The following is a 12783-nucleotide window of genomic DNA, read 5'->3' as shown; positions in this document are numbered from 1 at the left end:
CCCAGGCATCCCCCTAGCGGCCATGCCAGGCAGTCCGACGCCGTCACGCTCAGCCGCACTGGCGTTGACGCCAGCAGTCGTAGCGCCATTTCCAGGGCTGCATGGCGCCCTGCTGCACCCACAGGCCACGACCGGCATCCTTGGCCTGGCGTTGCAGGTCGGGCATGGCCTTGTCGCGCAGGTAGTCGCCCTTTCTGGCGGTATAGGCCCAGGCGTAGCCGGCCTCTACCTGCAGACGGTTGGCCGAGCGGCCGTCTTCAAGGATCAGCGCGCACACGTCGCGGCCGTACTGGTCTTTCTCGTAGCACTGGGCGGTCAGGGTCTTGCCTGCCACCAGGCTGGCCAGGTTCTTGCGCGAGGCCTCGGCATACGGTTGCCCGGGCTGGTCGGCGCCGTGGCCTTCCTCCGGCGCATCGATGCTGTCCATGCGGATGCGCCGCTGGCCGTCCGGTGCGCGCAGCGTCACGGTATCGCCGTCGGCCACGTTGACGATGGTGCCGGTCAGCGTGTAACTGCCCTGGGGCACGCCGCCCGCCGGCGCAGGGCCGGAGCGGGATTGGGTCTGGGTCTGGGTCTGACCAGGTGCCGTCGATGTGCCCGTGGCCGGCGGACGGGGCGCATCACGCCCCGAGGGCTGCAGCCAATTGACGATGGCGCCTGCAGCCGCAAGGATCACGGCGACGATCAGGGCGGTCAGCTTGCTGCCGCCGCGAAAGGAAGGTTTGCCACGCACCGGCCGGGCTCCAGGTTAGAAACGCTGGAAGTTTGCCACACGCCGCGTGCCGCCAACCGCCCGGCGTGCAGAAAAGGACTGCGTCCGGTCCTACAGCCAGCCCGATTTGCGGAAACGCCAATACAGGATGGAACAGACCGACACGATGACGCCCAGCGTGATGGGATAGCCCCAGGGCGACTTCAGTTCGGGCATGAATTCGAAGTTCATGCCGTAGATGCCGGCGATCGCCGTGGGCACGGCAAGAATAGCGGCCCAGGACGCGAGCTTGCGGGTGGTGTCGTTCTGCGCGGCCTGGCCGATCATCAAGCTGGCTTCAAACGCGAAGGCCAGCGACTCCCGCAAGGCGTTGAACAATTCGTCCACGCGCAGCACGCGGTCGGCGACTTCGCCGAAATAGGGGCGCGCGTGTTCGTCCACCGCCGACATCTCGACCCGCGCCAGGCGGCGGCAGATCTCGGTCATCGGCGACACCACGGTGTGGATGCGCAGCAAATCGCGGCGCTGGCGGTACAGTCTGCGAATATCGGAATCCTTGGCGCCGCGGATCAGCAGTTTCTGCTCGGCGCCTTCCACCACGCTCTCGATCTTGCCGGCGGCGGCCACATAGCGGTCGACCAGCCAGTCCAGCACCTCGGACGCCACGTAGTCGCTGCCGCGCTTGAGCAGGTCGGGCGACGCCTCCAACCGTTCGCGCAAGGGACTATGGGCGGCCGTTGCGCCGCGGCGCACGGTCACCAGGAAGCCGTCGCCGATAAGCAGTTGGGTCTCGCCGAAGATCGGGCGTTCAGCCTCGACCTCGACGGTGATGGTCACGATGAGGACCATATTGCCGTAGTCGATGATCTTCGGGCGCCGGTGCGGTTCCAGCATTTCTTCCTGGTTCTTGCCGCAGGCGCCGAGTTCTCCGGTGACCCGGGCCAGCAATTCCGGCGTGGGATTGCGCAAACCGATCCACAACATGCCGGGCGGCTGCCCCTGCGGCTGGCCGTTGTACTGGCTAATGTGCTGCCCCACCTCGTCGATGGGCACTTCCCGGTCGCGGCGCCCGTTCACATAGGCTATCGACGCGACGACCTCGCCCTTGTGGGCGTCGGCGAAATTCTCTTCAGCGGACATGGACTACCTCAGGCAATGCGATCCCTACCGGACAACTTATGGTTATCGGCCGATGATAGCCCAGGCTCGGGCTGTCAACGTTCGAAGGCGCCGCGCACAGGCCCTAGGAAAACAGGCTGCGGACCCGTTTGGTCACGTCGATGCTGGGCGCCTGCGGTTCCTTGGGCTGGCCGCCAGGCAGATCAGGCAGCGCGGGCGGCTTGGGCAGATGGTCGAACAGCGGCAGCATGGCATTGGTGATGTAGCGCGTGCGCGAACCATAGACGTGGCGGTCGCCCATGCCCGTCTGCTGGTGCACGTAGAAGCGTTGCGGCACGATCAGCTGCAAGCGCTCTTTGGCCCGGGTCATGGCCACGTACAGCAGGCGGCGCTCTTCCTCGATCTCTTCGGCGGTGCCCGTGCTCATGTCGGACGGGATGCAGCCGTCGACCACGTTCAGCACATAGACGGCCTTCCATTCCTGGCCCTTGGCGGAGTGGATGGTGGACAGGATCATGTAGTCTTCGTCGCGCGACGGGGCGCCGGATTCGTCGCTGGTGGCGTCGGGCGGATCCAGCGTCAGTTCGGTCAGGAACCGTTCCCGCGACGGGTAGCCTGCCGCCAGCCGCACCAACTGGTCCAGGTCGGTCTTTCGCACGCGCGCATCGTCATACAGGCGTTCCAGCTGGCCGGCATACCAGCGCAGGGCCAGGTCCACATCAGCCGGCCAACGCAGGCCGGGATCGCACAGCGCCGCATAGGTGTCGGCAAACGCCCCCCACTCTTCCTGCGCCGCTGCCCCCGGCTTGAATTCGCGCAGCGCGCGCAACGGTTCGGCGGACGCGGACATGGCGTCCATCAACTTGCCCGCCGTGGCCGGACCAATGCCCGGCATCAGTTGCGCCACCCGGAAGCCCGCCATGCGGCCACGCGGATTTTCGGCCCAACGCAAGAGCGACAACAGGTCTTTCACATGCGCGGCTTCCAGGAAGCGCAGGCCGCCGAACTTCACGAAGGGGATATTGCGGCGGGTCAGTTCCAGTTCCAGCGCGGCGCTGTGGCTGGCCGTGCGGAACAGCGCCGCCTGCGACTTCAGCGTGGCGCCGCCCTCGCGCTGGGCCAGCACCTGGTCGGCCACCCACCGCGCCTGTCCGGCTTCGTCGCTGACCGTCACCAGCTCGGGCAATTGCGACGAGGCGCGGTCGGTCCAGAGGTCTTTGGCGAAACGTTCCGTCGCCAGCCCGATCACGGCGTTGGACGCGTTCAGGATGGGCTGGGTTGAACGGTAATTACGGTCCAGCGTGATGACGCGCGCCGGCTCGGGAAACTGATTGGGAAAGTCCAGGATGTTGCGCACCGTGGCGGCGCGGAAGGAATAGATGGACTGGGCGTCGTCGCCCACCACCGTCAGGCCGCGGCCGTCCGGCTTCATCGCCAGCAGGATGGCCGACTGCAGCCGATTGGTGTCCTGGTATTCGTCCACCAGCACATGGTCGAAGCGCGCGCCGACATCAGCGGCGATACCGGGGTCGGACATCATCTCGGCCCAATACAGCAGCAGGTCGTCGTAATCCAGCACCTGCTGATCCTGTTTGGCGGCGACATAGCCACGGAACAGGTTCTTCAGTTCGTCTTCCCACTGGGCGCACCAGGGAAAGGACGTCTTCAGCACGTCAGCCACCGGCGTCTGGCTGTTGACCACGCGCGAGTAGATGGCCAGGCAGGTGCCCTTCAACGGAAAGCGCGACTTGGTGGACGACAGGCCTTGCTCGTGCCGGACCATGCCCATCAGGTCTTCGGCATCGCCGCGGTCATGGATGGTGAAGGCTTCAGACAAACCGATGCGCAGCGCGCAGTCGCGCAAGAGCCGCGCGCCGATAGCGTGGAAGGTGCCCGCCCAAGGCAAGGACGGCGCCTGCTGCGAGCCGCGCAGGTTCATGACCCGCTGCAGCACGGATCCCACGCGGCGGTCCATTTCCTGGGCGGCGCGGCGCGAAAAAGTCAGCAGCAGCATGCGCTGCGGGTCCGCGCCATTCAGGATCAGGTGCGCCACCCGGTGGGCCAGCGTATTGGTCTTGCCCGAACCCGCCCCGGCGATGACCAGCAGGGGGCCTCCATCGCCCGACGCGCCATGCGCGCCATTGACGCCGAATTCGGCGGCTTCGCGCTGGGCGGGGTTCAGGTCGGCCAGGGGGTCGGGGCGGCTGTTTGAAGGGGCGGGATTCTGTTCGGGCATGACGCGTAGGGGGCCGCTTGGCGCGCCGCGGCGCCGCGCGCACGATGCGCGGCCACGGGCCAAATGACTGGCTATATATCCAGCTATCATAGCAGCGTGGCCACCCCCTCACGCCCCCCGCCCTTTCCCATGCGCATCCTGACCGGCACCGCCTCCTGGACCGATCCCACCTTACTGGCCTGCGGTCGCTTCTACCCGCCCGGCGTCCGCAGCGCCGAGGCCCGGCTGCGGTTCTACGCGTCGCGCTTTGCCATGGCAGAGGTCGATTCCAGCTATTACGCCCTGCCCTCCGCGGAAAATGCCTATCTATGGGCGCAACGCACGCCGGATGATTTCGTCTTCAACATCAAGGCGTTCCGGCTGTTCACCGGCCACCAGACGCCGCTTGCCGCATTGCCCGCAGACATTGGCCGCGAGTTGGCCGACTGGCCGGACCCCGTCATCTATCACGGCCAGATGCCCGAAGACCTGCGCGACGAACTCTGGCGCCGTTACCAGATGGCGCTGGAGCCGCTGCGGATGCCGGGCAAGCTGGGCGCGGTGCATTTCCAGTTTCCGCCCTGGATCCGGCGCGATGCGCGCGGCCGGGCGCACGTGGCCGATTGCGCACGGCGTATGGAAGAACACCTGATCTCGGTGGAATTCCGGCACCGTAGCTGGTTCGAAACGCCGGCGGCCACGGCGGACACGCTCGCGTTCGAACGCGACCTGGGCGTGGTGCATACCGTGGTCGACGCCCCCCAGGGCTTTGACAACACGGTGCCCGCCGTTTGGGAAAGCAGCCATCCCGAACTGACGCTGCTGCGCCTGCACGGCCGCAATGCCGCGGCCTGGAACGTATCCGGCACGGCCTCGTCGGGACGCTTCCAATATGAATACACGGAACAGGAACTGGCCGAATTGGCAGAGCGCTTTTCGCGGCTGGCGACGCAAAGCGCCCAGGCGCATGCCGTGTTCAACACCAATTTCGAAGACCAGGGCATGCGCAACGCCGCCGCGTTCGCGTCGGCGCTGCTGCCGTTCTAAGGCCGCGGTATCGACCCCGCCGGTCAGGCCGCCGCCGGCTTGCGGGCGACTTCCGCCAGGCTTTCCAACAGCACTTCGAACTTGCGCGCGATGTCGTGCTCGGGCACACAGGCGTAGCCCAGCAGCAGGCCCGGCCGCCGCCCTTCCGCATTCACGTAGTACCGCGACAGCGCGCGCGTCAGCACGCCTTTGCTGCGCGCCACGTCAACCACGCGCAAATCATCCATATCCGGCGGCAGGGTCAGCACCAGGTGCAGGCCCGCCATGCTGGCGTCGCGGTGCAGCCAGTCCGGACCCAGCCGGCGTTCGATCAGGTTGACCAGCATCGCGCGGCGCCGACCATACAGCATGCGCATCCGGCGGATATGGGCCGCGTAATGGCCTTCGGCGATGAACGTCGCCAGCGCTGCGTGCGTCATCAGATGCCCCTCGCGGTAAAGCTCTGCATGCGCCGCCTGAAACGCCGCGGTCAGCGGCTTGGGCAATACCAGATACCCGACGCGAAGGCCCGGGTACAGAGTCTTGCTGAAGGTGCCCATATAGATGACGGGCGCATCCGGCTCCAGGCCCAGCAACGATGCGATGGGCCGGCCTGAGAAGCGGAATTCGCTGTCGTAATCGTCTTCGATGATCCAGCTGCCACATTGCCGCGCCACGGCAAGCAATTGGCGGCGCCGGGTCAGCGACATGACCGGACCCAGCGGATACTGGTGCGAGGGCGTGACGAAGATGAAGCGCGGCGGCGTGCCCACGGCGTCCGGCAGGCGCATGCCTTCTTCATCGACCGGCAGGTGCACGGTATGCAGGCCATTGGCCTGCAGGATGGTGCGGGCACCCCAATAGCCCGGGTCTTCGACCCAGGCGGTCTCGCCGGCTTCGCCCAGGATGCGAGTCGTCAGGTCGATGGCCTGGTGCGACCCTTCGGTGATGATGATCTGTTCGGGGTCGCAATCGATGGAGCGCGTCAGCGCCAGATGCTGGGCCAGCGCCTCGCGCAGTGCCGGCAGGCCGCCGCCGTAGGCATAGGTCAGCAGATCGGGCGACGGGTTGCGCCATAGCGAACTGAAGATGCGGCCGAATTTCTTGTGCGGGAACTCGGTCAGGTCGGGCACCCCGGGCATGAAGGCGCCCCATTGGTAGGGCGAGGCCGACACGCCATCCACGATGGCCGCGCCGCGCGGCGACAAGGCCGGGCCCGGCTGCGACTTCGGCGGCTGGCGCAGCCGGCGGCCGCTGGCCAGGTAGGAATCCGGCACCGAGGCGTTGACGAAGGTGCCGTTGCCCTGGCGGCTGCGCGTATAGCCTTCGGCCAGCAGCTGGCTGTAGACGTGGACCACGGTATTGCGGGCGATGCCGAGTTCGGCAGCCAGGTCGCGCGAAGCCGGCAGGCGCGAGTCCGCGGCGATGGCGCCGTCCAGGATCGCTTCGCGGATGCCGCGGTACAGCCGCTTGTTCATCGGCTCGTTCGCCCCATCGGCCAAACGCAGCAGCAGCAAGTCACCTACAATGGACCGCAATTGGTTCTACCTGTTTTATTAAAGTGGTTCCCACAAATGGGGCCATCGTAGCATTAAATAAGGTTTTTCCCGCCCACCACGTTCCCCGAGGCAGAGATGAAGAATCAGGACCTGAATACCCGCCGTTCCTTGGCCACCCCGCGTGGCGTCGGCGTCATGTGCGACTTCTACGCGGTGCGCGCCGAAAACGCCACGCTGTGGGACGCCAACGGCAAGGAATACATTGATTTCGCGGGCGGCATCGCCGTGCTGAACACCGGCCACCTGCACCCCAAGGTCAAGGCCGCCGTGTCCGCCCAGCTGGACAACTTCACGCACACGGCCTATCAGATCGTGCCGTACGAAGGCTACATCTCGCTGGCCGAGCGCATCAACCGCCTGGCCCCCATCGACGGCCTGAAGAAGACCGCGTTCTTCACGACCGGCGTCGAAGCCGTTGAAAACGCCATCAAGATCGCACGCTCGGCCACCGGCCGTTCGGGCGTCATCGCCTTTTCGGGTTCGTTCCACGGCCGCACCATGCTGGGCATGGCGCTGACCGGCAAGGTCGCCCCCTACAAGCTGTCGTTCGGCCCGATGCCGGGTGACATCTACCACGTGCCGTTCCCCAACGGCACCCAGTCCATCACCGTGGCGGATTCGCTCAAGGCGCTGGACCTGCTGTTCAAGTGCGACATCGATCCCAAGCGCGTGGCTGCGATCATCATCGAACCGGTGCAAGGCGAAGGCGGCTTCAACATCACCCCGCCTGAACTGATGACCGCCCTGCGCAAGCTTTGCGACGAGCACGGCATCCTGCTGATCGCCGACGAAGTGCAAACGGGCTTCGGCCGCACCGGCAAGCTGTTCGCGATGGAACACCACTCGGTGCAGGCAGACATCATCACGATGGCCAAGAGCCTGGGCGGCGGCTTCCCGATCTCGGGCGTGGTTGGCCGCGCCGACGTCATGGACGGCCCGGCCGCGGGCGGCCTGGGCGGCACGTACGCCGGCAACCCCCTGGCAGTCGCCGCCGCACATGCCGTGCTGGACGTGATCGCCGAAGAAAAGCTGTGCGAACGCGCAACCGTGCTGGGCGACAAGCTGCGCGCCCATCTGGAAGGCCTGCGTGGCAAGGTGGCGGGTATCGCCGACGTGCGCGGTCTGGGCTCGATGGTGGCGCTGGAACTGAACGACGCCAACGGCAAGCCGGACGCCGAAGCCGTCAAGCGCGTGCAAGCCCGCGCGCTGGAGCAAGGCCTGATCCTGCTGAGCTGCGGCGTGTACGGCAACGTGCTGCGCTTCCTGTACCCGCTGACCATCCCCGACGCGCAATTCGACCGCGCGCTGGTTATCCTGTCCGAGGCGCTGGCCGCCTGATGCCCAGGGCCTGAACACCCGATCTTCGGTTGGGCAGGCATGGCAATTGCGGGCGTGTTGCGGTTTACCGCCACGCCCGCAGCCGTTTCCTGGCCCTGCTGCATTTCATTCAAGGAGACTCCGATAATGACCGCTTTGACCCATCCCCTGTCGCGCCCTGAACTGCTGCGCGACGCCTGCTACATCGACGGCAAGTGGGTAGGCGCCGGCAACGGCGCATCGATCCCGGTGGACAATCCCTCCACCGGCAAGACCATCGTGTCCGTGCCCAAGCTGGGCCGCAAGGAAACCGAACAGGCCATCGCCAGCGCCCAAGCCGCGCTGCCGGCCTGGAGCGCCAAGACGGGCAAGGAACGCGCCGCGATCCTGCTGAAGTGGGCGCAGTTGATGATGCAGAACCAGCAAGACCTGGCCGCCATCATGACGTCCGAACAGGGCAAGCCCGTGACCGAAGCCGCCGGCGAAATCGCCTACGCCGCTTCGTTCCTGGAATGGTTCGCCGAAGAAGCCAAGCGCATCGACGGCGACGTGCTGCAAAGCCCGAAGGCCGGCCAGCGCTTGCTGGCATTGAAGCAGCCCATCGGCGTCACCGCCGCCATCACGCCGTGGAACTTCCCGGCCGCCATGATCACCCGCAAGGTCGGCCCGGCGCTTGCCGCTGGCTGCACCATGGTCGTCAAGCCCGCCCAGCAGACCCCGCTGACCGCGCTGGCGCTGGCCGTGCTGGCCGAAGAAGCCGGCGTGCCGGCCGGCGTGTTCCACGTCATCACCGGCAGCTCGCGCGATATCGGCGCGGCCCTGTGCGAGAGCGAGGTGGTGCGCAAGCTGAGCTTCACCGGATCGACGGAAGTCGGCCGCACGCTGATGGAGCAATGCGCGCCGACCATCAAGAAGCTGTCGCTGGAACTGGGCGGCAACGCGCCCTTCATCGTGTTCGACGACGCCGACCTGGACCGCGCCGTGGACGGCATCCTGGCCTCGAAGTACCGCAACGCCGGCCAGACCTGCGTGTGCGCCAACCGCATTTACGTGCAGGCCGGCGTGTATGAAGAGATCGCCAAGCGCCTGGTGGCCAAGGTCAATGCCATGAAGGTGGGCGACGGCTTCGCCGACGGCGTGACGCAAGGTCCGCTGATCGATGCCAGCGCCGTGGAAAAGGTGCAGGAACACCTCGCCGACGCAACCTCGCACGGCGCCAAGGTCATCGCTGGCGGCAAGCCGCATGCGCTGGGCGGCACGTTCTTCGAGCCGACCGTGGTGCGCGACGTGACCCAGTCGATGCGTTTCGCGACCGAAGAAACCTTCGGCCCGGTGGCCCCGCTGTTCCGCTTCGAAACGGAAGAAGAAGTCATCGGCATGGCGAATGACACCATCTTCGGCCTGGCCGCCTACTTCTTCACCCGCGACTACGCCCGCATCTGGCGCGTGTCGGAATCGCTGGAGTACGGCATCGTCGGCATCAACACCGGCTTGATCTCCAACGAAGTCGGCCCGTTCGGCGGTGTGAAGCAATCCGGCCTGGGCCGCGAAGGCTCCAAGTACGGTATCGAGGAATACCTCGAGATCAAGTACTTGTGCGTCGACCTGGGCTAAGAGAAAAGGCCCCCACGCCGCGCACGCTACGCGTGCTTGCTGCCCCCCGAGGGGGTGGCACCGCCTTGGGGCGGCCCGGCGGCGGTGCGGCCCCCACGCCGCGCACGCTACGCGTGTTTGCTGCCCAAAGAATAAGCGGGTTTCGGCCCGCTTATCCCCACCAACTGTGGACAACCCGGCAGATAACTCCTGCATAGCCGGAAAAAGTCCTTTCATTCCAGTGACTTGCAAAACACGATCAAATGCCGCTCAGGCGTGATAGATTTGCGCGTTCCCTGGATGAGTCAGTATGAGCAGAACTTTTACCCGCGAGGACACCCGCAAGCTTGCCGTCGTGCTGGCCGAAACCGCCCTGGCGGAGGTCATGCCGCGCTATCGCAACCTGCCGGAAGGCTCGGTGCGGGGCAAGAGTTCGCCGCGGGACCTAGTGACCGACGCGGACGAGGCGGCTGAACGCCTGATCGCCGCCCGCCTGGCCAAGCTGCACCCCGGCGCCGTGCTGATCGGCGAAGAGGCCTCCGCGCGCAATCCCGCCCTGCTGAACATGCTGGTCGACGCCGACCTGGCCTTTTTGATCGACCCCATCGACGGCACCCGCAACTATGTGGCTGGCTTGCCCCTGTTCGGCATGATGATCGCGGCCTGCCATCGCGGCGACGTCATCGCGGGCGTCATCTACGACCCCGTCAACCGCGACAGCGCGCTGGCCGTGCGCGGCGAAGGCGCCTGGATGGAATACGAGAACGGCCGGCAGGCCCCGCTGGCAGTCGCCAGCCCGGCGCCGCCCGAAGACATGGATGGCCTGATCGCCACGGGTGCGCTGCCCGAACCGTTGCGCACCACCGTCAATAGCAACCTGTCGCGCCTGGGCAGCACCGCATCGCTGCGCTGCGCCGCCCATGAATACCGGATGCTGGCCGCCGGCCATTGCCATGTCGCGCTGTACAACCAGCTGACGGCCTGGGACCATGCGGCAGGCTGGCTGCTGCACCGGGAAGCCGGCGGGTATGCCGCGCGCTTTGATGGGTCGCCCTACAAGCCCACGCACCGCACGGGCGGGCTGCTGTATGCGCCGGATGCCGGCAGTTGGCACGCCGCCCGCAAGGCGTTGCTGGGCGACGGACTCGAGCCCCTCGAGACGTAAAAAAATGGGGGTTATCCCTAGGAATTATCCACAGTTCCTGTGGACAACCCTATGGAAAGGTCTGTAACAGAGCGAAAAATCCCTTACGGGGCAAGCACTTGCTTAGACCGGTCAAAAACCGGCCGGCAAAAAGCGTGCCTATAAGGCATCCAACGCCACCGCACAGGGCTGTTCCACCTTCAGGGTCAGCAGCGGATCGGCCCGCGTGCGGCCCAGGTTGATGGCGGCGATCGGCATGCCGTTGCGGGACGCCGCGGTCACGAAACGATAGCCTGAATACACCATCAGCGACGAGCCGACGACCAGCACCGCATCGGCGCTCATCAGGCCGGCATTGGCCCGGTCCACGCGATCGCGGGGCACGGTTTCACCGAAGAAGACCACGTCCGGCTTGACGATGCCGCCACAGCGCGGACAAGGCGGCACGCTGAAGCGCGAGAAATCCTCGCCCTCGAGGTCGGCGTCACCGTCGGGCGCATCCGTGGCGTCCAGTGACGTCCATTCGGGGTTGCCCTGCAGAAGTGCCTCTTGCCAGGGCTGGCGGCCGCCGCGCCAGTCGCAATTCATGCAACGCACCTCGTCCAGCCGGCCATGCAGGTCCACGACTTCGCGGCTGCCCGCCGCTTCGTGCAGGCCATCGACGTTTTGCGTGACCAGCACCGTGACGTGGCCGCGCGACTCCAGCCGCGCTAGCGCGCGGTGCGAATCATTGGGCTTGACGCTGCCGAAGCGGCGCCAGCCGACCATGCTGCGGGCCCAATAGCGGGCGCGCGCCAGGTCGTCGCCCATAAAGGTCTGCAGCGTCATGGGCGGCTTGCGCTTCCATTCGCCTTCGGTATCGCGGTAGTCGGGGATGCCGGAGTCGGTGCTGACGCCCGCCCCCGTCAGTACAAACAGCCGCGGGTGGCGGTCGACGAAGCCGCGCAGCGCGGCCAGATCCGAGACTCGTGTATCCATCCTGACTCCTCTGTCCTGGCCGCCCGCGCACGCGGCGCTGCGCGCATCGATAAAGGCGGTTCAGCCGCCCAGGCCGCAATCCGGCATGTCGCTGACCAGGCTGGCCTGCGTGACGTTGCTGCCCGGGGCCACACTGCGCGTCAGCCAGACGTTGCCGCCAATGGTCGAGCCCTTGCCGATCGTGACGCGGCCCAGAATCGTGGCGCCAGCGTAGATCACGACATCGTCTTCGATCAACGGGTGACGCGGCAGGCCTTTCTTCAGCTCGCCGTTTTCACCGGGCGGGAAGCGCTTGGCGCCCAGCGTCACCATCTGGTAGAGCCGCACGCGGTCGCCGATGATGGCGGTTTCGCCGATGACCACGCCCGTGCCGTGATCGATGAAGAAACTGCGGCCGATGGTGGCGCCGGGGTGGATGTCGATGCCGGTGTCAGCATGGGCGATCTCGGCCACGATGCGGGCCAGCATCGGCACGTTCAGGCGGTACAGGACGTTGGCCAGGCGGTGATGGATCATCGCCGCCACGCCGGGATAGCACAGCAGCACTTCGTCAACGCTGTGCGCCGCCGGGTCGCCCTGGTAGGCCGCGGTCACGTCCAGGTCGAGCGCAGCGCGCACCCGCGGCAGCTCGGCGCCGAACTGGCGCACGATCTCGATGGCACGCCGCTGGGTTTCAGCGGGGTCCACGTGTTCATGGCGGCCGACGTATTGCAGTTCAAGACAGACTTGGTGCAGCAGCGCGTCCAGCGCCGCGCCGATGGTGTGCCCGACGTAGAAGTCTTCGACTTCCTCGCGCAGGTCGATCGGACCCAGACGCATCGGGAACAAGGCGCCACAGAGGTCCTTGACGATCTGGCGCAGGCTTTCCTGCGACGGGAACTCGCGCAAGCCCGAGTCTTCGCGCAAGCGGCCGCGCGGGCCGCGCCAGGCGACGCGCGCGTCGCGCAGGCCGGACACGATGCTGTCCAGGTTCCAGTGGGCCGGCGGCAGGTAGGAGGGGCCGCTCATTGCCACTGCTCCGGCAAGGCGCCGTTCTGCCCGGCATACGGATGGAATTCAAACATGGAAGTGCCTCACTGACGGTGCATGGCCCGGGCGGCCAAGCCGCCGGGCCATGTTG

At 66.5% G+C, this 12783-nt stretch carries 10 protein-coding genes; 4 read left to right on the top strand and 6 right to left on the bottom strand.

All coding sequences use genetic code 11. From position 1 onward, the window contains the following. Positions 1–49: 49 nt before the first annotated feature. From AC27VE_RS21480 to AC27VE_RS21470, 3 genes are all read right to left on the bottom strand, one after another. A complete protein-coding gene (locus AC27VE_RS21480) occupies positions 50–733 on the bottom strand; it encodes a thermonuclease family protein (RefSeq protein WP_488704908.1) in 684 nt (227 codons plus the stop codon). Positions 734–823: 90 nt separating this feature from the next. After that, a complete protein-coding gene (locus tag AC27VE_RS21475) occupies positions 824–1852 on the bottom strand; it encodes a magnesium and cobalt transport protein CorA (RefSeq protein ID WP_427955615.1) in 1029 nt (342 codons plus the stop codon). 103 nt (positions 1853–1955) lie between these two features. Then, entirely contained in the window at positions 1956–4067 is a 2112-nt protein-coding gene (locus tag AC27VE_RS21470; RefSeq protein WP_427955612.1) for an ATP-dependent helicase, read from the bottom strand. A gap of 129 nt (positions 4068–4196) precedes the next feature. Here AC27VE_RS21470 and AC27VE_RS21465 point away from each other — a divergent pair, with 129 nt between their 5' ends. Continuing rightward, complete coding sequence (locus AC27VE_RS21465) at positions 4197–5093, top strand: DUF72 domain-containing protein (protein ID WP_488704907.1); 897 nt, start codon at positions 4197–4199, stop codon at positions 5091–5093. A gap of 23 nt (positions 5094–5116) precedes the next feature. Here the strand turns inward: AC27VE_RS21465 and pdxR are convergent, their stop codons facing one another. Then, complete coding sequence (gene pdxR, locus AC27VE_RS21460; protein WP_377785534.1) at positions 5117–6610, bottom strand: MocR-like pyridoxine biosynthesis transcription factor PdxR; 1494 nt, start codon at positions 6608–6610, stop codon at positions 5117–5119. Between the two features lie 96 nt (positions 6611–6706). Here pdxR and gabT point away from each other — a divergent pair, with 96 nt between their 5' ends. The 3 genes from gabT to AC27VE_RS21445 all read left to right on the top strand — a co-directional run bounded on the left by gabT (position 6707) and on the right by AC27VE_RS21445 (position 10706). Continuing rightward, positions 6707–7969, top strand: a complete 1263-nt coding sequence (gene gabT, locus AC27VE_RS21455) for a 4-aminobutyrate--2-oxoglutarate transaminase (RefSeq protein WP_006225580.1) — start codon at positions 6707–6709, stop codon at positions 7967–7969. A gap of 126 nt (positions 7970–8095) precedes the next feature. Further along, positions 8096–9562 (top strand): NAD-dependent succinate-semialdehyde dehydrogenase, encoded by a 1467-nt coding sequence (locus tag AC27VE_RS21450; RefSeq protein WP_488704906.1) that lies wholly within the window; start codon positions 8096–8098, stop codon positions 9560–9562. Between the two features lie 289 nt (positions 9563–9851). Beyond that, positions 9852–10706: an inositol monophosphatase family protein gene (locus AC27VE_RS21445; protein ID WP_006225578.1), complete on the top strand. Its 855-nt coding sequence runs from the start codon at positions 9852–9854 to the stop codon at positions 10704–10706. 138 nt (positions 10707–10844) lie between these two features. Here AC27VE_RS21445 and AC27VE_RS21440 read toward each other — a convergent pair whose 3' ends face one another. Further along, positions 10845–11663 (bottom strand): NAD-dependent protein deacetylase, encoded by an 819-nt coding sequence (locus tag AC27VE_RS21440; RefSeq protein ID WP_488704905.1) that lies wholly within the window; start codon positions 11661–11663, stop codon positions 10845–10847. A gap of 60 nt (positions 11664–11723) precedes the next feature. Beyond that, positions 11724–12671 carry a serine O-acetyltransferase EpsC gene (epsC, locus tag AC27VE_RS21435; RefSeq protein WP_006225576.1) on the bottom strand — a complete coding sequence of 316 codons (948 nt, stop codon included), beginning with the start codon at positions 12669–12671 and terminating at the stop codon, positions 11724–11726. Positions 12672–12783 lie beyond the last annotated feature (112 nt).

The organism is Achromobacter sp. 18P8.1.1, assembly GCF_057799415.1.
Note: the sequence above shows the minus strand (reverse complement) of the source record. Positions and strands in the feature narration are given on the sequence as shown.